Origin of the sequence: Streptomyces incarnatus, assembly GCF_001027185.1 — a bacterium.
Lineage (GTDB): Bacteria > Actinomycetota > Actinomycetes > Streptomycetales > Streptomycetaceae > Streptomyces > Streptomyces puniciscabiei.
This window is the reverse complement of sequence record NZ_CP011497.1, coordinates 3,974,475-3,994,339: the sequence shown is the minus strand read 5'-3', so window position 1 is coordinate 3,994,339 and position 19,865 is coordinate 3,974,475. Positions and strand designations below refer to the sequence as shown.

The following is a 19,865-nucleotide window of genomic DNA, read 5'->3' as shown; positions in this document are numbered from 1 at the left end:
GGTGGGCGCCGGATGCGGCGCGGCTGAACGTGGCAGAGCCGTGCGGGACCGCGGCGGGCGGCCGGATCCCGGAGGTCCTGTCACGTCCGCGCGACGCACACCTGGAGCAGGAGTTGGCGCCCGCCGTCCGGTGGCCCCCGGCGCCGGGCGCCACCGGAGCCCGGCCGGTTCCACGGCAGCAGGACGGCGGCCGGGAACATGAGGACGCTCGCCGCGAGCGGCGGCGGCGGAATCTCCGACCGGGGCGTCGTGGCCACACACAGCGCGCCCCGCATGGCCTCGTCCGCCCGGGTGCCGGCCATGGCGGCCGCGGCCACGGTGTGGCGGGCAGGGTGCGCGGCCGTCGCGCCGGACGCCGGTGGCTTGGTGTCCGGGTGCGCGGCCGTGGCGTCGGACGCCGGTGGCTTGGTGTCCGGGTGCGCGGCCGTGGCGTCGGACGCCGGTCGCATGGTGTCCGGGTGCGGGGTCGTCGGGGCCGATGCCGGGGCCGGGTGCGGGGCGGCGGTGTCCGTGACCGGCATGGTGCCGTGGCAGCCGCCCGCGGCCGCCGCCGGGCCGCCGTGCATGAGGAACAGCCCGAGCAGGACGGCGACCAGAACGCAGGCCCGCACCGACTGCCGGATGCGGGCCCGGGCCGGGCCGGCGGCGGGCTGCGCGAGGATCACGCGCTCCACCTTACGGGGACCTCCGACCGCGAACCCGGGAAGCAGGCCGAACGGGGGAGGCGTGGCCGGCGGGCACCTCGGGTGCCGACCTGTGTCCGCTCCGGAACTCGGCCGCCGCTCGGTACGACTCCTGAAGCGGTACGGCGCGGTACGGACGACGCCGTACGGACGTGATGGGGAGACGCGGTTGATGCACGAGTCCCGGCAAGCCCCCTCCGGCGCGGGCGCGGTGTCGCGGAGGCCGGCGCCGCCGCCCGCGCTCTGCGGGTTCCTCCTGCTGCTGGCCCTGGTGTTCACGGTGTCGTACGCCGTCGGTGCCGCCGCCGGGCCGGTCGCGCCCGGCATGCACGGCCCCGGCACGAGCCGGAACGGCAGCGGTGTCGGCAGCGGCGGCAGCGGCGGCGACGGGGGAGGAGGCATGGGGGACATGCACGGGGGGAGCCGTTGATGGGTGTGGAACCCGTGGTCGCCCTGGTGACGACCGACCTGACCGTCGGCGGGATGACCTGTGCGGCCTGCGTCCAGCGGGTCGAGAAGAGGCTCGGCAGGCTGGACGGCGTGACGGCGACCGTCAATCTCGCCACCGGCCGGGCCCGGGTGAGCCATCCGGCGCGGGTCAGCCCGGAGGAACTCGTCGCGACCGTCGAGAAGGCCGGCTATACGGCCGCACTGCCCGAACCGCCGGAGAAGCGGGAGCGGGGCGACGGCGACGAGGGCGGGCGCGCGGCACAGGAGCGTGACCGGCTCCTGGTCACCGCGCTGCTCGCGCTCCCGGTGCTCGTGCTGTCGATGGTGCCGGGCCTGCAGTTCCGGAACTGGCAGTGGCTGTGCTTCGTCCTGGCGGCACCGGTCGCCGTGTGGGGTGCCTGGCCGTTCCACACGCGGGCCGCACGGGGCCTGCGGCACTCGGCGGCGACCATGGACACGCTGGTGTCACTGGGCGTGCTGGCCTCCTTCTCCTGGTCGGCGTACGCGCTGTTCCTCGGCGGTGCCGGGCAGCCGGGGATGCGGATGCCGTTCACCCTTGTGCCGTCGGCCCCGGACGGCGTGGCCCACGTCTACCTCGAAGGAGCCGTCGGCGTACCGCTGTTCGTGCTGGCCGGCCGGTTCCTGGAGGCGCGGGCCCGGCGCGAGACCGGGGCGGCGCTGCGGTCGCTCGCCCACCTCGCCGTCAAGGAGGTCTCGGTACGGGAGGGCGCGTCCGAACGGCTCGTCCCCGTCGATCAGTTGGGCGTCGGGCAGGTCTTCGTCGTACGGCCCGGGGAACGGGTCGCCACGGACGGCGACGTGGTGGAGGGCAGCTCCGCCGTGGACCTGTCCCTGGTGACCGGGGAGAGCGAGCCGGTCGAGGTGCGGCCCGGCTCCACCGTGGTCGGCGGGGCCGTCAACTCCGGTGGGCTGCTGCTCGTACGGGCCACGGCGGTCGGAGCCGGCACCCGGCTGGCCCGCATCGCCCGGCTGGTGACCGAGGCGCAGGCCGGAAAGGCCCGGGCGCAGCGGCTGGCCGACTCGGTGGCGGGTGTCTTCGTGCCGGTCGTGCTGGCGCTGGCGGTGACGGCGCTCGGCTTCTGGCTCGGGGCGGGAGCCGATCCGCAGGCCGCCGTCACCGCGTGCGTGGCGGTCCTGGTCGTGGCCTGCCCCTGTGCGCTGGGTCTGGCGACGCCGACCGCGCTGATGGCCGCGACCGGACGGGGCGCCCGGCTGGGTGTGCTCGTCAGCGGGCCGCGGGCGCTGGAGGGGCTGCGGCACATCGACGCCGTCGTCCTGGACAAGACCGGCACACTCACCTCCGGCCGCATGAGCGTCGCCCGGGTCACGGCGGTGCCCGGCGGACTCGGGAGGGAGGCGGTGCTGCGGCTGGCCGGCGCGGTCGAGCAGGGGTCGGAGCACCCGCTGGGCCGGGCGATCACCGCGTACGCCCAACGGGCTGTGCGGGGCGGTCGGTTGCCCGGGGTGAGCGACTTCAGGGCCGTGTCCGGGCGGGGCGTGCGCGGGCGCGTCGAGGGGCGGCTGGTCGAAGTCGTCGCGCCGGAGGACGGGTTGCCCACGGTCCTCTCGGCGGTCATGTCCGAGGCCGAGGCCGCCGCCCGCACGCCCGTCCTGGTCCGCGTCGACGATGTGGCCGAGGCCCTGATCGAGGTCGGGGACGTCGTACGCCCCGGAAGTTACCGTGCCGTGGACCGGCTGCGGCGCCTGGGCGTGCGGCCGGTGCTCGCCACGGGTGACCGGGCGGCGCCCGCGCGGGCCGTGGCCTCGGAGGTGGGCATCGACGAGGTGCACGCCCGCTGCACCCCCGAGGACAAGGCCGCACTCGTACGGGACCTGCGGGAGCAGGGCCACCGGGTCGCGATGATCGGCGACGGCGTGAACGACGCCGCCGCGCTCGCCGGAGCGGACCTGGGCATCGCCATGGGCGGCGGCACCGACGTGGCCGTCGGAGCGGCCGACGTGACCCTGGTGCGCGGCGACATCGAGGCCCTCGCGGACGCCGTCCGGCTGGCCCGGCGCACGCTGGGCACCATCCGCGCCAACCTGGTCTGGGCGTTCGGCTACAACCTCGTCACCGTGCCGCTCGCCATGGTCGGCCTGCTGGCCCCGATGCTCGCCGCGGCCGCCATGTCGGCCAGCTCGCTGCTGGTGGTCGGCAACAGTCTCCGGCTGCGCGCCTGGCAGCCCTCGCCCGCCGGGAGGCGTCGTACCCGATGACCGAGCAGAACCTCTGGCGGCCGCCGCGCCGGCGGCTGACCGACACCCTGGTGGCCGCGCTCGCCCCCGTCGCCGCGAGCGTCCTCGCCCTCGGCGGACTGAGCATGTGGACCGCCTGCGGCAACGCGGGCAGCCCGGCGCGGATCACCGTCTCGAACGCCCGCGTCCTGCTGCCGTACGGCGGCGGCCCGGAGACCGCGGCCTTCTTCGACATCACCAACCTCGGCGGCGCCGACGACCGGCTGGTCGAGGTGACGTCCGGCGCCACGCGGGGCGGGATCGCCCTCAGCCGGCACCGCATGACCGGTGGCGCGGCGGCCTACCGGACCGAGGTCGACTCCGCCACCGTCCCCGCCGGCGGTGAGCTGTCCATGTCCCCGGCCGGGGTGGACGTGACCCTGCGGGCCGGGGCGGGCTGGCAGGCGGGCGACCTCGTGCCGTTCACCCTGCACTTCGAGCACGGGGCGCCGGTCAGGACGACCGCCGTGGTGATCCACCCGGGCGGCCGTATTCCGTGACATTTCCGCACCCGCGCATCACGGCGGACATCCGGATGCGAGGATGAAGCGCCATGACTGCAGGGTGGTGTGCTCGCGCGATACGGGCCGCGGTGTTCGCGGCCGTGTGCGTGCTGCTCGCCGCCCTGGGGCACGTGCTGATGTCCGGGAGCGACGTCCCCGCGTGGGCGCTCACGGGCGGCGTCGCCGTGACCGGTGCCGCGGGCTGGTGTCTCGCGGGGCGTGAGCGCGGGCTGCCGTTCGTCGTGGCGGTCGTGGTCGCCGCCCAGACCGTGCTGCACGAGGCGTTCTCCTACGCCCAGTCGGTCTCCGGCGGTTCGGGCTCCGGCGGTTCGGCCTCCGGTGGTTCGGGCTCTGCGCACATGGCCGGTATGGACTCCATGGACATGGGCGCGATGCGGATGGGCTCCATGGACATGGGATCCATGAAGCACACGGGCATGAGCCATATGGGCACGAGCCACATGGGCATGAGCCACATGGAGCACGTCGGCCACTCCACGGCCGGCGGCATGTCGCCGTACGGCATGTTCGCCGCCCACCTGCTCGCCGCGGTGCTGTGCGGCCTGTGGCTGGCGTACGGAGAGAAGGCCGCCTTCCGGATCCTGCGGGCGACGGCCGGATGGCTGGCGGCACCGCTGCGGCTGCTGCTCGCCCTGCCCCTCGCTCCGCACACCCGCCCGCGCGTCCGCATCCGGCGGCGCCGCTCCGAGCGGGCACCGCGTCTCCTCCTTCTCGTCCACGCGATCACTTCGCGGGGTCCGCCGGTGGGAACGGCTGTCGTCTGAGGACAGCTGGTTTCCCGAGGCTGCCCGTCTGCGCCTCGGGCCACGGCCGTAGGGCCGTTTCCCCCCTTTCACCGGACCGCGCGCCGTCGCGTGCCCCGGTCCGGATCACGGTTGACCCGAGAAGGACACCACGTGACGACCTCTGCCCTGCCCGCCTCGCACGCCAAGAGGCACACCAGTGCGCTCGACGACTCGATCACCGCATGGGCGCTGGCCGCCCGAGCCGGTGACACGGACGCGGTCGAGCAGTTCGTGGGTGCCCTGCACCGGGACGTCCAGCGCTATGTCGCCCATCTCTGCGGCGATCCCCAGGCTGTGGACGACCTGGCACAGGACACCTTCCTGCGGGCGCTCGGCAGCCTGCACCGGTTCGAGGGCCGTTCCTCGGCGCGGGCCTGGCTGCTGTCCATAGCCCGCCGTGCGGTGATCGACAGCTACCGGTACGCCGCCGCCCGGCCGCGCCTGTCGGACGTACCGGACTGGCAACTGGCCGTCGAGCTGGCCCAGCCGTGCGACCTGCCCGGCTTCGACGACGGCATCGCCCTGCTGGATCTGCTGGCCTCGCTGCCCGACGACCGCCGGGAGGCGTTCATCCTCACCCAGCTGCTCGGCCTGCCCTATGCGGAGGCGGCCGAGGTCAGCGACTGCCCGATCGGCACGGTCCGCTCCCGCGTCGCCCGGGCCCGGGCCACCCTGATGGACGCCCTGGTGGCCTGCTGATCCGGGAGGGTGCCGGTGCCGGCGGGAGCATCCGGCACCGGCACCCTTTCGCGCCGTACCGCCCGCTGACGGGAACTCACACGGCGCCCGCGCCGACTACTGGACCGGGGTGACGGAGGTTCGCCCGCGTACCGAGTGGATCCGGGAGTTGTTCGATGCGTTCTCGTGTGTGGGGCCCTGCGGCGGCCGTCGTGCTGGGCGGTCTGCTCGCGTCGGGCTGCGGCGGCGAGCACAGGAACACCGGTGGCGAGAGCGCCGGGAGCTCCGTCCGGGGCGGCTACCCGGTGTCCGTCACCGACTGCACGGGTGCCCGGACCACGTTCTCCGCCGCGCCCAGGAGGATCGTCACCAGCAACGCCTCCAGCCTGGAACTGCTGCTGCGCCTCGGCGCCGGCGACAGGGTGATCGGCACCGGCTTCCCGCCCGGCAAGGGCACGCTGCCCGGCGCACTCGACGCGCGGGCGCAGCGGGTGAAGGTGCTCGGCCGGACCGTCATCCCCAAGGAGAAGCTGCTCGGTTCCGGCGCCGACCTGTACATCGACACCTTCGCCGCCATGGGCGGCATGGGCGGCTCGGGGACGGGGGACGCGCCGACGGCCGAGGAGTTCGAGGCGGCCGGGATCAGGCACATCTACCTGAAGTCCACCGCCTGCGCGGCGCGGAGCAGGACCCCGGTCACCGACCTGTCCGCGGTGGAGGCCGACATCACCTCGCTCGGCGCGGTCACCGGCACGAGCGCGCGGGCGAGGGAACTCGTCGCCGGGATGAAGCAGAAGGTGGACGCCGTCCGGAAGGCGGTCGGCGGTGTGCCGGAGAGCAAGCGGCCGTCGTACTTCTTCTTCGACTACGACGCCGGCACCGAGCAGCCCACCGTCACCTGCAACCGCCAGCTCGCCAACGCCGTGATCACCCTGGCCGGCGCCCGCAACGCCTTCGCCGACTGCGACGGCGACCATCGGCAGGTCGGCTGGGAGGACGTCATCGCGAGGAACCCGGACTGGATCCAGCTCGGGGTCCGCGACCGGGGCAGCGAGGCGGCGAACAAGGAGGCGTTCGACGAGGCCGAGCGGTGGCTGCGGTCCAACCCGGCCACCAAGGGCCTGAAGGCGGTGAAGGAGGGCCATCTGCTGCGCATCGGCTCGGAGGCGACCACCATCGCCGGGGTCGAGAACGCCGACACGGTGGAGGCCATCGCCAAGGCCCTCCACCCGGGCGAGGTCGGCTGACCGTGGCTCGCACGCTGGTACGCCGGAAGGCCGCGGACTCCGGGACGCGTGGCGGCCTGCCCGCCGGTCCCCTGTCGGCCGTCCTGGCCGTGGCGCTGCTGGCCGCGCTGACGGCGGCCGTGTCCTGGGGCTCGACGTCCGTCCCGCCCGGCGAGGTGTGGGGCGTGGTGGCGCGGAGACTGTCCGGCGAGGCGCCGCGGCCCGGCACCGACGACCTGATCGTCTGGCAGCTCCGGGTGCCCCGCGCCCTGCTCGCCGCGCTGGTCGGCGCCGGGCTCGGTGTCGTCGGTACGGCCGTGCAGGCGCTGGTGCGCAACCCGCTGGCCGACCCGTACCTGCTGGGCGTCTCCAACGGCGCCTCCCTGGGCGCGGTCGCCGCGATCGTGCTCGGCGCCGGCGCGGGCGGGGCGCTCGGCCTGGGCCTGTCCGGCGCCGCCTTCGCCGGTGCGCTGGCCACCTTCGCGCTGGTGTGGGCGGTGGCCCGGCGCGGCGGGGGATTCGCGCCGCTGCGACTGGTGCTGGCCGGGGTGGCGATCGGGCAGTTCCTGTCCGGCTTCACCAGCTTCCTGGTGCTGCGGGCGGGGGACGAACAGCAGACGCACAGCGTGCTGTTCTGGCTGATGGGCAGCCTCGGCGGGGCGACCTGGCAGCTGCTCGCGGTGCCCGCCGTCGCCGTACCCCTCGCGCTGCTGTGGCTGCAGGCGCGCGCCCGGGCCCTGAACGCCCTGCTGATGGGTGACGAGACGGCCGCCGGGCTCGGCGTCGACGTCACCCGCCTGCGCCGCGAACTGTTCACCTTGACCAGCCTGCTGACCGGCGTCCTGGTCGCCGTCTCCGGCGCGATCGCCTTCGTCGCGCTGATGGTGCCGCACGCCTGCCGCCTGGTCGTCGGCGGCGACCACCGGCGCCTGCTGCCGGTCTCGGCCCTCTTCGGCGCGGTGCTCCTGGTCGTGGTCGACCTCGTCTGCCGTACGGCCATGGACACCCAGGAGCTGCCGGTGGGCGTGGTCACCTCGCTGCTCGGGGCTCCGGCCCTGCTGTACCTGCTCGACCGGCGTCAGGAGAACGGCAGTTGAGGATCGACATCGAGGACCTGCACGTCGCCTACGCGGGCCGTACGGTCGTGGCCGGGGCCCGTCTCGTCGCGACCGAGGGCGAGATCACCGGCCTGGTCGGGCCGAACGGCAGCGGCAAGTCCACCCTGCTGCGCACCGTCTACCGGCATCTGAGGCCCACCGCCGGGCGTGTCCTGCTGGCCGGCACCGACCTGCGCGAGCTGAGCCCGGCCCGGTCGGCGCGGCACGTGGCCGCTCTTCCGCAGGAGCGGGGGAGCGACTTCGAGCTGACCGTGCGCGAGGTCGTCGCCATGGGCCGGACCCCCTACAAGCGGGCCTTCGCCGGTGAGGACGCCACCGACCGCGACATCGTCGCCCGGGCCCTGGCCGACGTCGGCATGGACGCCCAGGCCGGGCGCCGGTTCACGGCCCTGTCCGGCGGCGAGCGCCAACGCGTCCTGCTCGCCAGGGCGTTCGCGCAGAACCCCGACGTCCTGGTCCTCGACGAGCCGACCAACCACCTCGACATCCGCCACCAGGTCGACCTGCTCGCCCTGCTGCGCGCCCAGCGCCGTACGACCCTGGTGTCGCTGCACGACCTCAACGCCGCCGCCTCCGTCTGCGACCGCCTCCACGTCCTGCACGCCGGCTCGGTCGTCGCCTCCGGCCCGCCGCGCGAGGTCCTCACGCCCGCCCTGATGGCGGAGGTGTTCGGGGTGCGGGCGGCGGTCGTCGAGCACCCCCTCACCGGCGACCCGCTGATCGCGGTCGACCACCGCGCGCCGGCGCTCGCGCCACCGGCGCATGCCGGTGACGTGACCGGCTGACCGCTTTTGAGGACATGCCCGGGAACTCGCCCGCGATCCCTCCCGACTTGTGGGACGAGGCTGCCGTCCGGCAGCCCGTGCGCGAGCGTGAGGGGGGCATCGGTGACACGCCTCAGTGCCGGTTCGAGGCAGCCGGGTCGGCCACCCGCCGGCGAGGACCGCTGGCCGCTCGTCGCCGTGGCCGGCCTGCTGTCGTTCGTGGCGATGCTCGACATGAACATCGTCAACGTGGCCCTGGCGGACATCGCCGCCGGTCTGCACGTCTCCGCCGCGACCGCCCAGTGGGCCGTCCTCGGCTACCAACTGCCCGTCGCCGCCCTGCTGTTGCCGGTCGGGCGCCGGCTGGACGGCGTCGGTGTGCGCTCCGCCGTACTCACCGCGACCGCCGGCTTCGCCCTGTGCAGCGCGCTCGCCGCCGCCGCACCCTGGGCGGCCTGGCTGATCGCCGCCCGCCTCGCCCAGGGCGCGTGCGGCGCCGCGCTCTTCGTGCTGATGCCGGTGCTCGCGCTGCGCTCGGTGCGGCCGGAGCTGCGCGGGCGGGCCATGAGCGTGCCCGCGACCCTGGGCCCGCTGGGCGCGGTGACCGGCCCGGCGGTCGGCGGACTGCTGCTGGACCACCTGGGCTGGCGCGTCGTCTTCCTGGTCAAGATCCCTTTTTGTCTGCTCGCTCTGGTCATGGCGATGCGGGTCCGCCCGCCCGAGGGAAGCCGGGAGTGGGGGCGGCCGGTGCCGCCGGACGGCACCCTGCGCCCGCCCGAGCGGGGGCCGGCTTCGGATGCCCTGCTGGTGGGTTCCGCGGTGGCCGCCCTTCTGCTGGCGCTCACCCTGGCGCCGGGCCACCCCGGGTGGCTGGTGCTCGGGCTCGCCGCCGGTCCGCCGTTGTGGTGGTGGCTGCGGGGGCCGGGCGGCCGCCCGGTGGCCGGCGTACTGCGCGCGACGGGGTTGTTCCCGGCGCACACGGCGGTGCTGGCGCTGGCGGCCGGTTTCTCCGCGATGCACTACGTCGTCGCCCTGCACCTGCAGCGTGACGCCGGCGTCAGCGCGACGACCACCGGGCTGACCGTCCTCGCCTTCCCGCTCGGCATGGGGCTGGCCGGCCCGCTCGGCGGCCGCCTCGCCGACCTCACCGGCGCCCGGCCCGTCGCGGTCACCGGCGCCGCGCTCACCACCGTCGGCCTGTTGCTGCTGGTCCCGCCGGCGCAGGACTGGTCGCCGCCGCAGGTGGCGTGGCGGCTGGCGCTGGCCGGCGCCGGCATGGGCCTGAACGGCGGCCCGACCCAGGCCCTCGTCATGAGCGCCGCCCCACCGGACCGCACGGCGACCGTCGGTTCCTCGGTCCAACTGGCCCGCAGCCTCGGCTTCGCTCTCGGCCCGGCGCTGGCCACCGCCGCCTGGGGACTGGCCGGAGGCGAGGACGGTGTGACGGCCGGGCTCGCCCTCGCGGCCGCGGCCGCCGGTCTGGCCGTACCCCTGCTCGCCCGGCCCGGACGCCGGCCCCGGCCCGAACCCGAGAAGACCACCGACGCGGCTCCCGCCGCCCACCGTCCCTGACCGAGGAGTCCCCATGTGCGGAATCACCGGCTGGGCGTCCTTCCACCAGGACGCCCGCACCCAGGCCCCGGTCATCGAGGCCATGACCGCCACCCTCACCCCCCGCGGCCCCGACGCCGGAGGCGTCTGGCTCGGCGAGCGCGCCGCGATCGGGCACCGCCGTCTCGCCGTCATCGACCTCGAGGGCGGGGTGCAGCCGATGCCCGACCGGCCCGGTGATCCCGACATCGTGCTCACCTACAGCGGCGAGGTCTACAACCACCACCGGCTGCGCGCCCGACTGCGCGGCCTCGGCCATGAGTTCCGCACCAGAAGCGACACCGAGGTGGTGCTGCGGGCGTACACGGAGTGGGGCGAGGGCGTCGCCGAGCACCTGGAGGGCATGTTCGCCTTCGCCGTGTGGGACGCGCGCGCACAGCGGCTGCTGCTGGTCCGCGACCGGCTCGGGGTCAAGCCGCTGTTCTGGGCCCCGGTCGACGGCGGCCTGGCCTTCGCCTCCGAGCCCAAGGCCCTGTTCGCCCATCCGGAGATACGGCCCCGGGTGGACACGGACGGGCTGCGGGAGGCGTACAGCCTGCTGTTCAACACCGGGCCGACCCTGTGGTCCGGGATACGGGAGGTCGAGCCCGGCGGCCTGCTCGTCCTGGACCGGGACGGGATCCGCGCGCGCCGCTACTGGCAGCTGCGGGCCGACGTCCACGAGGACGACCGGGACACGGCCGTGGAGCGGGTCCGCGACCTGGTGGGAGCCGCGGCCCGCGGTCAGCTGGAGGCCGACGTCCCCCTGTGCGGCCTGCTCTCCGGCGGCCTCGACTCCACCGTCCTGACCGCCCTGCTCGCCGGTGAACTCCGCCGGCGCGAGGGCCCGGACGCCCGGATCCGTTCGTACGCCGTCGACTACAGCGACCAGGCGGAACGGTTCACCTCGGACGTCCTGCGCACCGGCCACGACGCCCCGTACGCCACCGAGGCCGGCGCCTTCATCGGCACCGCGCACAGCACGGTCGTACTCGACCCGCACGCCCTGCTCGACCCCGGGCACCGCACGGCCGTCGTGGTGGCCCGCGACTCGCCGATCGGCGTCGGCGACATGGACACCTCGCTGTACCTGCTCTTCGGCGAGATCCGCGAGCACTCCACGGTCGCGCTGTCCGGCGAGGCCGCGGACGAGGTCTTCGGCGGCTACCCCTGGTTCCACGACCCGAGGGCGCTGGCCGCCGGGACCTTCCCGTGGCTGCTGGTGACGGGCGACGAGGCCGCGATGCCGCTGAACCCCGAACTCGGTCTGCGCATCGGAGAGTTCCGGCAGGACACCTACCGCAGCGCGCTGGCCGCCGTACCGCACGCCGACAGCGAGACGCCCGCCGAGCACCGGCAGCGCGAGATGCAGCACCTGTCCCTGACCCGCTGGCTGCGCCAGCTCCTGCACCGCAAGGACCGCCTCAGCATGGCCCGGGGCCTGGAGGTGCGCGTCCCGTACTGCGACCACCGCCTGGTCGAGTACGCCTTCGCCACGCCCTGGGCGCTGAAGAGCTTCGACGGCCGGGAGAAGAGCCTGCTGCGGGCGGCGGGCGCGGGCCTCGCCCCGGACTCCGTGCTGTACCGCCCGAAGAACCACTACCCGGCCACCCACCACCCCGACTACAACCGCGGCCTGCAGAACCTGGCCCGGGACGCGCTCGCCACCGGGCAGGTCCGGGCCCTGACCGACGAGACCCTCGTCAAACCCTGCCTCGACACCCCGCCCGAGCAGCTGCAGTGGGGCCACCGCCTGCGGCTCGAACGCGTCGTCGACCTCGCCCTGTGGCTGGACCACTACCGGCCCGAACTCGCCCTCTGAGGAGCACCGTTGACCACCCAGGAGCCCCTGCCCGACCCGGTCCCGCTGATGGGCTGTCCCTACAAGGCCGACCCGTACCCGCTGTACGCGCGGATGCGCGAGGCTGGCCCCGTCCACCGCGTGCTGTTCCCCAGCGGCGTCCGGGCCTGGCTCGTCACCGGCTACGACGCCGCCCACGGCGCACTCGACGACGAGCGCCTGGGCAAGCACCACGACCGGGGCAACGACCGCTGGCGCGCCCGCGCCTCGATCATGCCCGAGCCGCAGCACTCCCGGCTCCAGGTCCATCTCCTGCACCAGGACCCGCCCGCGCACACCCGGATGCGGCGCCTGGTCACCGGCGCCTTCGCACCGCGCCGCATCGAGCGGCTCCGCCCCCGCTTCCGGCGCCTGGCCGACGCCCTGATCGACGCGCTGCCGGAGCACGGCCCGGCGGACCTCGTCACCGGCTTCGCCGCCCCCTTCCCCTTCCAGGTCCTCGCGGACGTCATCGGCCTCCCGCGTGCACTGGCGGCACGCTTCGACCGCGACTGGGGCAAGGTCGTCCAGCCCGTCGGCCCCACCGACCCCGGACGCCCGCGCTACGAGGCGCGCCTGCACGGCCTGCAGGGCTACATCGCCGATGTCGTCGCCCACAAGCGCGAGCACGGGGACGACGACCTGCTCGGCCGGCTCGTCACCGCCCGCGACCGCGGCGAGCTGTCCCCGGAGGAGCTGGACTCGATGATCTTCCAGCTCCTCGTCGCGGGCCAGGAGCCGGTCACCAACCAGATCACCACGGCCCTGATCGCCCTGTTCCGCAACCCGGACCAGCTCGCCCGCCTCCGCGACGAGCCCGGCCTGCTGCCCCGCGCGGTCGAGGAACTCCTCCGCTACGACAGCGCCTTCGAGCTCACCACCTGGCGCTTCTTCGACCGGGACAGCGACCTGCACGGCACCCAGGTCCCGGCCGGCGACTCGGTGATCGTCTCCCTGTGCGCCGCCAACCGCGACCCGCGCCGTTTCCCCGACCCCGACACCCTGGACCTCGGCCGCTCGCCCAACCCCCACCTCGCCTTCGGCCACGGCATCCACTTCTGCCCCGGCGCCGCCCTCGCCCGCGCCGAACTCCGGATCGCCCTGGAAACCCTGATCACCAGGTTGCCCGGCCTGCGCCCGGCCGTCGCCGACGAGGACCTGGAGTGGATCCCGGCCGTCCTGGGCCGCGGCACCCACCGCCTCCCCGTCGCCTACGACCGGCGCCTGTGACCCTGCCCGCGGGCTGACCGAACCGCCCGCACGCGTTCGCCCCCCGCTTTCCCGCTGCCGCTTTCTCGCCGCCGCGAACCGGCGCCCGGCTGCCACTCCCGCCACGGCGCCATGCCGACGTGCCGACGTGCCGACGTGCCGACGTGCCGTCATGTCCGCGGCGACCTCAGGAGGAACCCCCATGCCACCGACGATCGCGCCGGACGCCCGCCCCATGAGCGTCGCCGCCGAGATCCTCGATCTGCTCCTGCCCCACCACCGCACCACCGACAAGGCTCCCGCCCCCGCCCCCGCGGAAGCGTTCCCCCATCAGTTGCGCCGCATCGCCGACTTCGTACGCTCCGGCGCCCCCGTCGTCTTCACCCTGCCCGGCTTCCCCTGCAAGTCACCCAACCCGGCCAAGGTCCTCGGCCACCTCCCCGACCAGGGCGAACGGCTCTCGCTGAGCTTCCTGAACACCCTGTGCACCGAGATCGAGCGGCTCCACCCGCCCGGCGCCCGCCTGATCATCTGCTCCGACGGCCATGTCTTCGGCGACCTCATCGGCGTCCCCGACGACCACATCGACGCCTACGCCGACGACCTGCGCACCCAGCTGAACCGGATGGACCTCGGCAGACTGTCCGTGTTCGACCTGCGCGACGCCCTCGGCGACCTCCCGCACGACACGAAACGCGCCCGCGTACACGAGCGCTACGCCCCCACACGAGAGGCCCTGCGGGCCGAGATCGCCGCCGACGGCCAAGCCCTCGCCCTCTACCGGGGCATCACCCGCTTCCTCGTCGAGGACACCACCGGCTGGACCGGCACCCGCTCCGCCCTCCAACGCGCCTGCCGGCAACGCGCCTACGGCGTCATCCAGCGCAGCCGCGCCTGGGGTGCCCTGATCGCCGCGCAGCACCCCCGCGCCGTACGCCTCTCCATCCACCCCCAGCCCATCGGCGCCCCCAAATTCGGCATCCGCCTCCTCGACACCGCGGACGCCTGGACCACCCCCTGGCACTCCACCGCCCTGCACCGCACCGACGGCACCTGGACCCTCGTGCCACGGACCGAGGCGGCCCGGCTGGGCCGCCTGGTGGAGCACGGCGGCAGACCCAGCCACTTCACCCAGACCGATCGCGACGCCCCCTGACCGGCATGCCACCGCCTCCGCAGGGGCGCTCGCTCATCCGTACGTCTCCGCAGGGCGCTCGCTCACCCGTACCGGTGCCGAAGGACGCAGGAAGCCGGCTACTGGCTCCGTGGGCCGAGGACACAGAACTCGTTGCCCTCGGGGTCCGCCAGCACCACCCACGACTGATCACCCTGGCCGATGTCGACCCGCTGTGCGCCGTGCGCCACGAGCCGGGCCACCTCGGCGTCCCGATCATCCGGCCGGAAGTCGAGATGCAGCCGGCTCTTGGCCTTCTTCGGCTCATCAAGCCGGACGAAGTCCAACCCCGGCAGGCGATCCGGCTCCGGACGGATCTCGAACTCGTCATCGGAGGAGTAGACCACCACCCAGCCAAGAGCTTCGGCCCACCACCGCCCCAGGGCCACGGGATCCGCCGAGTGCACGATTACCTGTTCCCATTCCAAGGTCATCGGCCGAGCTTAGACGTGGCCGGGCTTGGAGATGAGGGGGTTTTCCGTGCGGTCCGGCCTCCGTCTCCGTTCGCCACGCCCACGTCACCGCCGGTCGTGCACCAGATGGACAGCGGCGCGTGCGACACCGGCGCCTCCGCAACATGCTCGAGGAGAACGACGGCGCGAGAAGGAGAAAGCCGTGTACGCGGCCTCCAGCGTCAAGACCTGGCGCTCGACGCTCCACCTGATCTTCGAGGACGCGATCGACGAGGGTCTGATCACGTCCCACCCGGCCGCCCGGCGGCGCGGGCGCGGTAAACGCGCTGGCCGCTCCCGCAACCGCGGCCCGGAGAAGGTCGTCACCGACGCGCTCGGCATCCTGCTGACCGCAGAGCGAACTGCCCTGCTCTCCGGCCGCGACGATGAGTTCGTCGCCGTCGTCCTCAAGGGCTATACGGGTAAGCGCTGGGGCGAAATCGGCGGCCTGGAGACGGAGTTCGTCCGGCCTGGCGCGTTCCGCGTCGAGTGGCAGCTGTACGAGCCGGACACTGGCGAGCTGGTGCGCTGTCCGCCCAAGGACGACAGCTACCGGACCATCGACGCGATGGACTGGCTGTCGGCCCTGGTGTTCGACCACATCGCCCGCACGAAACCGACACCCTGCCCCTGCCACGGGAGGACGTACGTCTTCCGAGGCCAGGGGGCAGCGCGGACCGGCGGCCACCACGGCGCCAAGCTTGCCGACGTAGCCCGGCTGGCCGGGGTCTCCACGGGAACGGTGTCCAATGTCCTCAACCACCCCCACCGCGTCGCCGAAGCTACGCGGGTGCGGGTCGAGAAGGCCGTGGCCGACCTTGGATTCGTGCGAGGTGGCGCTGTGTCGGGGCATGCAGCCCACTGGCGCAGGAACGGTTTTGTGACCTGGTTGTTCACGCCGGCGGTCTCCGGCTGGTACCCGAAGAAGGCGCCACAGGAGGCCCGTCCCGTACCCATCCTCGGTGAGCCATGGCCCCGCGTCCCGGCGCGAGGGCGGGGTGCCACCGATCGTGCTGATGCCTGCTGGCTCCCAATCGCCAAGGGACTCACCCTCCACGGCCTCCGTCACACCCACCGGACGATGATGGAGGACCTGGGTACGGAGAAGGTACTCATGGACGAGCGCATGGGCCACCTCGACGGTTCGGTCTCCGCACGCTACGCCCACGTCACCCCTGGCATGCGCCAGCGCCTCATGCTCGGTCTCACCGCACAGTGGGAGGCGTCCCTCGACGCCCGCATGGCCCTGTGCCCGACTTCATCGGTGCGCGTGCTCCCTGTTGCGAGGCACTGCCGTTTCCTCGTAGGCGTTCGGCGATTCAACGCTCATCCAGGCTGCATCGACCGATTCGGCGACACGAGCTCGTCTCGGATGATCTGATGGCCCTCAGCCTTGTCCTGTCGCATGCACCAGATCAGGCCACTTCGGCCCCTTTCGCGTTGCGCCTGCAACTTGGGATGCGAGAAGATGTTCGACGCACTGTGGGCTCTGGCGCCGCAAGGTGAAGCGGCGGCGATTGAGTAGTCCCAGCACACAACACGCTTACGGGGTGGGTGGATGAAGTTCGACATGGGGTCGACGACCCTGTCGCAGCTCGGGAAGAGCACCGTCGGCTCAAGCGACGACCTGGGGACGCTGATCAGGTTGCTGATCCAGGCGGCCGAACCGCTGGAGGGCAAGTTCAACGGTGCCGGCAAGGCCGCGTTCGACACGTTCAAGGCGCATGCCGACGAGATCACGGCAGATCTGAACGGCTCGCTGGGCGCGATCCTCGGCGGTCAGTCCGGTATGGACACCGCATTCGGCAGTGGTGACGTGGAGTTGGGTGACAACGCGCACCAGAACATGGGCGCTGCCAACTTCGACGCCGCCCGCTTCGGCGCGCGGTAACCGCCGTCGAGGAGGAACTCACCGCTATCGCCACCGTTTTCAAGGGGGACTCGATCATGGCTCAGAATCAGGACCGCCGCTCGTACGACACCGGTGCCTCCGCCGACGTACAGACCAGCCTGTCCGGAATCATCGGCCAGTTGGAGCGCGTGCTGACCGACCGCGACCGGGCGGTCAAGGCTGCGATGGCCGACTTCCAGGCCGACGGTGTCTCGGACGAGTACCACGGCAAGGAGGTCCGCTGGCACAAGGCCGCGGCAGAGGTGCGCGAGATCATCCGTCTGGTCCGCAACACGCTGGAGCAGAACGACGGCACCGCTCAGGCCACCCTCGCCAAGGCGAAGGCAGCGGTCGACAACATCGGCTGACCGGCGGTTGGCGGTGTCCCTCTCCGCTCCCGTCGGCGCCGCTCGCCCGAGCAGGCCATGCATCTGTAGCCTGCGCGACCATGGCTGACATGTTCGAGCTGATGCTCGCGTTGGACCTGCGTGACGAGTTGTCGGCGGGGGAACTCACGGAGCTGCGATGGCATCTGGGTGCCGGCTCCCAGCCGGACACGTTCCGTATCGTCACCGAATTTCCGGTCGTGGTGGAGGACGAAGACGGAGAGTTCGTCATCGAGGACGATCCGGAGCCCCTTCTCGGCCAGCAGGGTGGTGGCTACAAGGTTGGGGGCGCACTTGTCTCCGTGTTGCTGCGTCTACAGGACGCGGGGCAGGAGGGCTGGGCGCTGACCAGCCGACAGGAAATCCACCCGGACGATTTCGAGCGCACTGGTGAACTCCTCAGCTGGCTCGCGACCAAGGCCAGCGAGCGGCACCGAGGCTCCGATGGCGATGTCCATCTGGGATGGATCCGGTTCTACGAAGAGCCCCGGCCCGCACCGTTGGTAGTGCGTGACGGCGCGGTCGTCTGGCCGTCGTAGATCCGTGTCCGCGCCGTACGGCCGCGTTCGGCGAGGCGTACAGCGACGACCTCTTCGAGCATGGCTGGTCGTGGTCCACGCAGCCGGGTGACGACTGGTTCGGCCGGTATGCCTTCCGGAACACGCACGGCTCGTACAAACCGCACGCCTGGGCCGGTTTTCGGTGGGAGCACATGCGCGAGTTCGTCGAGCCGAAGGTGCGTGAGGTGGTGGACCGGTTCGCCGACACGTTGTTCTGGCACGGGCTGGAGGACGCCACCGGCGCCGGTTCAGGGCTCCCTGGCCGACCGTGCACCTGGGACGCGGACCTCTCGCTGTGGTGTCCGCCCGATCAGGTACCCCCGCTCGCTGGATGGTGGCAGCAGGTGAAAACTCACCTGGAAACACTGCGCGAGCCGTTCATTCAGCACGCCGCGGAGCCCGGCGGACGGATCGGTATGTTCGAGTCGTTTGCCGACCTTCTCACCGACTGGGGCGAGGTGGTCACGGAGGCAGAGCGCCGGGGCTGGGGCATCGTCGGCCTGCGCTGCTGACCGCTGCCCAGCCCCTGCCTCGTTGCGTCCGGAATCCGCACGGCGAGAAGATGTTCGACGAGCACCCGCATGTCCAGCGAACCGGATTTGAGTGATGTCAGCCCAGGATTACGACAGTCAGCTTCTTGAGTCCGTGGCGGTACGGCGTCGGCGGTTGCGTGATGCCGTGTTGTTCGGGGCGCAGCGGCAGCGGCGGACCGTGGACGAGCGGCTCGGGAAGGCATTCGCGGGAGTGGTGATCGCCGCCGTGGTGTGTGCCGGGTGTGTGGGGTGGTCCTTCATCGCACATCGCGTGATCGGGAAGGCTCCGTACGGGACCTCTGTTCCTGTGTCAACGCCCTCTGGTCAGCCCACCGCTCCATCGCAGCCTGCGAATTCGGCCCGATGATAGGTTCGAACGCGTGATATCCCGGGGGACTGTGAGCCGTACGGCACTGAGTCGAGTCACGTTGGTCGGTGAGCGGCGTCGGGTGGATCTGGTGCTGCCGGCCCGGGAGCCGGTCGGACTGCTGTTGCCCGAGGTGATGCGGCTGCTCGACGACCGGGTGGCCGAACGTCCGCAGGCCCGGCACCTGGTGACGGCTGACGGAAGTGCTCTGGAGCCGGATGCCACGCTGGAGTCGGCGGGAGTGCCCGACGGCGCCGTACTCCGGCTGGTCCGGGTCGAGGACGCGCCGTCCGCGCCGGTGGTCCATGACGTGAGTGACGAGGCGGCCGGCGATCTGGATGTGCGGGCCTGGCGGTGGGACGCGCGGGCGCGGCGGATCACGGCCGCGGGCGCGGGTGTGGTCTGGGCGTCGGCCGTCGGCTTCATGGCGCGTCAGGGGTTCGAGGCCGAGACTGCGGGATGGTCGCTCCTGGTGATCGCAGTGATGGCCGCGGTGGCCGGTGCGCTGCTGGGGCGGGCGGGGCACAAGGGGCTTGCCGCTGCGCTGGTCGTGGTGAGTGCCGCTGTGGGTGTGCAGGGTGCCTGGTCGGTTGCCGACGCTCAGGGCTGGCTGGGAGCCGTGCGGTTGGCCGCCGTGCTCTCGGTCCTGGTGCTGGCGCTGTTGCTGCTCGGCTGGTTCTCGCCGTTCGGGCGGGGTGCGGTGGTCGGGGCAGGGGCGCTGGCCGGAGCGGGCGTGTGCTGGGAGGTGGCGCTCGCGTTCCAGTCCGGCGGAGCCGGTTCGGCACGTGCGGGGGCGCTGCTCGCCGTGGTGTCCGTAGTCGCGCTTGGTGTGCTGCCCCGGCTGGCGCTGGCGGCGTCCGGTCTGTCCGGGCTGGACGACCGCCGCTCTGCTGGGTCGTCGGTCAGTCGTCATCAGGTGGCGACCGCGTTGGCCGCCACGCATCGGGGTCTGGCGCTGGCAACGGTCGTCACCGCGGTCTGCGGTGCGGTCGCCGGAGTGCTGGCGGTGCGTACGGTGACGGTGTGGACGGTGTTGCTGGCTGTCGCCGTGGCGTTCGTCCTCGCGCTGCGAGCGCGTGCCTATCCGCTGGTGGCGGAGGTGGTCGTACTGCTCGCGGCGTCCATGGCGGTAGCGCTGCGGCTGGCCTGGCTGTGGCGGGAGCACTCCGGAGCCCCGGCACCGCTCGCCGTTCTCGGCGTACTGGTCGTGGTGTCGCTGGGTGTGCTGGCCGTGCAGCCCGCCGAGCATGTCCGGGTTCGACTGCGCAAGGCCGGTGACATGCTGGAGTCGGCTGGTGTGGTCGCTCTGTTCCCGCTGGTCCTCGGAGTGTTCGGGGTGTACGGGCGGCTGCTGGGCACCTTCGCGTGAGGTGGCGGTG

General features: G+C 73.1%; 20 protein-coding genes and 1 pseudogene. 19 read left to right on the top strand and 2 right to left on the bottom strand.

Features of this window, described 5'->3' with window-relative positions; all coding sequences use genetic code 11:
- Positions 1–80: 80 nt before the first annotated feature.
- The gene (locus tag ABB07_RS17850) at positions 81–665 is read right to left on the bottom strand and encodes a hypothetical protein (protein ID WP_208903842.1); all 585 of its coding nucleotides are present in this window, start codon (positions 663–665) and stop codon (positions 81–83) included.
- Between the two features lie 190 nt (positions 666–855).
- On the opposite strand from ABB07_RS17850, the gene ABB07_RS17845 reads away from it, so the two are divergent.
- The 12 genes from ABB07_RS17845 to ABB07_RS17790 all read left to right on the top strand — a co-directional run bounded on the left by ABB07_RS17845 (position 856) and on the right by ABB07_RS17790 (position 14,279).
- The gene (locus tag ABB07_RS17845; RefSeq protein ID WP_208903496.1) at positions 856–1,113 is read left to right on the top strand and encodes a hypothetical protein; all 258 of its coding nucleotides are present in this window, start codon (positions 856–858) and stop codon (positions 1,111–1,113) included.
- Positions 1,113–3,371, top strand: a complete 2,259-nt coding sequence (locus tag ABB07_RS17840; protein WP_208899632.1) for a heavy metal translocating P-type ATPase — start codon at positions 1,113–1,115, stop codon at positions 3,369–3,371. The genes ABB07_RS17845 and ABB07_RS17840 overlap by 1 nt, the downstream gene beginning before the upstream one ends.
- Positions 3,368–3,889 (top strand): copper chaperone PCu(A)C, encoded by a 522-nt coding sequence (locus tag ABB07_RS17835; protein ID WP_208899631.1) that lies wholly within the window; start codon positions 3,368–3,370, stop codon positions 3,887–3,889. The genes ABB07_RS17840 and ABB07_RS17835 overlap by 4 nt, the downstream gene beginning before the upstream one ends.
- A 53-nt stretch (positions 3,890–3,942) precedes the next feature.
- Entirely contained in the window at positions 3,943–4,677 is a 735-nt protein-coding gene (locus tag ABB07_RS17830; RefSeq protein ID WP_208899630.1) for a hypothetical protein, read from the top strand.
- A 132-nt stretch (positions 4,678–4,809) separates the two neighbouring features.
- Positions 4,810–5,397: a sigma-70 family RNA polymerase sigma factor gene (locus tag ABB07_RS17825; RefSeq protein WP_208899629.1), complete on the top strand. Its 588-nt coding sequence runs from the start codon at positions 4,810–4,812 to the stop codon at positions 5,395–5,397.
- A 155-nt stretch (positions 5,398–5,552) separates the two neighbouring features.
- Positions 5,553–6,623 carry an ABC transporter substrate-binding protein gene (locus tag ABB07_RS17820; protein ID WP_208899628.1) on the top strand — a complete coding sequence of 357 codons (1,071 nt, stop codon included), beginning with the start codon at positions 5,553–5,555 and terminating at the stop codon, positions 6,621–6,623.
- 2 nt (positions 6,624–6,625) lie between these two features.
- Positions 6,626–7,699 carry a FecCD family ABC transporter permease gene (locus ABB07_RS17815; RefSeq protein ID WP_244189408.1) on the top strand — a complete coding sequence of 358 codons (1,074 nt, stop codon included), beginning with the start codon at positions 6,626–6,628 and terminating at the stop codon, positions 7,697–7,699.
- On the top strand, positions 7,696–8,505 hold the full coding sequence (locus ABB07_RS17810) for an ABC transporter ATP-binding protein (RefSeq protein ID WP_208899627.1): 810 nt from the start codon (positions 7,696–7,698) through the stop codon (positions 8,503–8,505). The genes ABB07_RS17815 and ABB07_RS17810 overlap by 4 nt, the downstream gene beginning before the upstream one ends.
- 102 nt (positions 8,506–8,607) lie before the next feature.
- The gene (locus ABB07_RS17805; protein ID WP_244189407.1) at positions 8,608–10,056 is read left to right on the top strand and encodes an MFS transporter; all 1,449 of its coding nucleotides are present in this window, start codon (positions 8,608–8,610) and stop codon (positions 10,054–10,056) included.
- Positions 10,057–10,069: 13 nt separating this feature from the next.
- Entirely contained in the window at positions 10,070–11,896 is a 1,827-nt protein-coding gene (gene asnB / locus ABB07_RS17800) for an asparagine synthase (glutamine-hydrolyzing) (RefSeq protein WP_208899626.1), read from the top strand.
- A 48-nt stretch (positions 11,897–11,944) separates the two neighbouring features.
- On the top strand, positions 11,945–13,144 hold the full coding sequence (locus tag ABB07_RS17795; RefSeq protein ID WP_208903494.1) for a cytochrome P450 family protein: 1,200 nt from the start codon (positions 11,945–11,947) through the stop codon (positions 13,142–13,144).
- A 181-nt stretch (positions 13,145–13,325) separates the two neighbouring features.
- Positions 13,326–14,279, top strand: a complete 954-nt coding sequence (locus ABB07_RS17790) for an L-tyrosine/L-tryptophan isonitrile synthase family protein (RefSeq protein ID WP_208899625.1) — start codon at positions 13,326–13,328, stop codon at positions 14,277–14,279.
- 98 nt (positions 14,280–14,377) lie between these two features.
- Here ABB07_RS17790 and ABB07_RS17785 read toward each other — a convergent pair whose 3' ends face one another.
- Positions 14,378–14,731 (bottom strand): VOC family protein, encoded by a 354-nt coding sequence (locus ABB07_RS17785; RefSeq protein ID WP_208899624.1) that lies wholly within the window; start codon positions 14,729–14,731, stop codon positions 14,378–14,380.
- A gap of 166 nt (positions 14,732–14,897) precedes the next feature.
- Here ABB07_RS17785 and ABB07_RS17780 point away from each other — a divergent pair.
- The 7 genes and pseudogenes from ABB07_RS17780 to eccD form a co-directional block, all read left to right on the top strand.
- Positions 14,898–16,130 (top strand): annotated as a pseudogene (locus ABB07_RS17780) (LacI family DNA-binding transcriptional regulator); the annotation flags it as partial.
- Between the two features lie 177 nt (positions 16,131–16,307).
- A complete protein-coding gene (locus tag ABB07_RS17775; RefSeq protein ID WP_208899623.1) occupies positions 16,308–16,640 on the top strand; it encodes a hypothetical protein in 333 nt (110 codons plus the stop codon).
- A 56-nt stretch (positions 16,641–16,696) separates the two neighbouring features.
- Positions 16,697–17,008: a pore-forming ESAT-6 family protein gene (locus tag ABB07_RS17770; RefSeq protein WP_208899622.1), complete on the top strand. Its 312-nt coding sequence runs from the start codon at positions 16,697–16,699 to the stop codon at positions 17,006–17,008.
- Between the two features lie 80 nt (positions 17,009–17,088).
- Positions 17,089–17,565: a hypothetical protein gene (locus tag ABB07_RS17765; protein ID WP_208899621.1), complete on the top strand. Its 477-nt coding sequence runs from the start codon at positions 17,089–17,091 to the stop codon at positions 17,563–17,565.
- A 173-nt stretch (positions 17,566–17,738) separates the two neighbouring features.
- A complete protein-coding gene (locus ABB07_RS17760; protein ID WP_208899620.1) occupies positions 17,739–18,098 on the top strand; it encodes a hypothetical protein in 360 nt (119 codons plus the stop codon).
- Between the two features lie 94 nt (positions 18,099–18,192).
- Positions 18,193–18,486, top strand: a complete 294-nt coding sequence (locus ABB07_RS40875; RefSeq protein ID WP_244189406.1) for a hypothetical protein — start codon at positions 18,193–18,195, stop codon at positions 18,484–18,486.
- A gap of 13 nt (positions 18,487–18,499) precedes the next feature.
- Positions 18,500–19,855, top strand: coding sequence for a type VII secretion integral membrane protein EccD (eccD, locus tag ABB07_RS17755; RefSeq protein ID WP_208899619.1), 1,356 nt, complete (start codon positions 18,500–18,502; stop codon positions 19,853–19,855).
- Positions 19,856–19,865: the final 10 nt, after the last annotated feature.

Bases quoted from the DNA above. Each gene is read 5' to 3' on its own strand.
- ABB07_RS17845 (WP_208903496.1), top strand. From the start codon at position 856: ATGCACGAGTCCCGGCAAGCCCCCTCCGGCGCGGGCGCGGTGTCGCGG.
- ABB07_RS17840 (WP_208899632.1), top strand. From the start codon at position 1,113: ATGGGTGTGGAACCCGTGGTCGCCCTGGTGACGACCGACCTGACCGTC.
- ABB07_RS17835 (WP_208899631.1), top strand. From the start codon at position 3,368: ATGACCGAGCAGAACCTCTGGCGGCCGCCGCGCCGGCGGCTGACCGAC.
- ABB07_RS17830 (WP_208899630.1), top strand. From the start codon at position 3,943: ATGACTGCAGGGTGGTGTGCTCGCGCGATACGGGCCGCGGTGTTCGCG.
- ABB07_RS17820 (WP_208899628.1), top strand. From the start codon at position 5,553: ATGCGTTCTCGTGTGTGGGGCCCTGCGGCGGCCGTCGTGCTGGGCGGT.
- asnB (WP_208899626.1), top strand. From the start codon at position 10,070: ATGTGCGGAATCACCGGCTGGGCGTCCTTCCACCAGGACGCCCGCACC.
- ABB07_RS17795 (WP_208903494.1), top strand. From the start codon at position 11,945: ATGGGCTGTCCCTACAAGGCCGACCCGTACCCGCTGTACGCGCGGATG.
- ABB07_RS17790 (WP_208899625.1), top strand. From the start codon at position 13,326: ATGCCACCGACGATCGCGCCGGACGCCCGCCCCATGAGCGTCGCCGCC.
- ABB07_RS17785 (WP_208899624.1), bottom strand. From the start codon at position 14,731: ATGACCTTGGAATGGGAACAGGTAATCGTGCACTCGGCGGATCCCGTG.
- ABB07_RS17775 (WP_208899623.1), top strand. From the start codon at position 16,308: ATGAAGTTCGACATGGGGTCGACGACCCTGTCGCAGCTCGGGAAGAGC.
- ABB07_RS17770 (WP_208899622.1), top strand. From the start codon at position 16,697: ATGGCTCAGAATCAGGACCGCCGCTCGTACGACACCGGTGCCTCCGCC.
- ABB07_RS17765 (WP_208899621.1), top strand. From the start codon at position 17,089: ATGGCTGACATGTTCGAGCTGATGCTCGCGTTGGACCTGCGTGACGAG.
- ABB07_RS17760 (WP_208899620.1), top strand. From the start codon at position 17,739: ATGCGCGAGTTCGTCGAGCCGAAGGTGCGTGAGGTGGTGGACCGGTTC.
- ABB07_RS40875 (WP_244189406.1), top strand. From the start codon at position 18,193: ATGTCAGCCCAGGATTACGACAGTCAGCTTCTTGAGTCCGTGGCGGTA.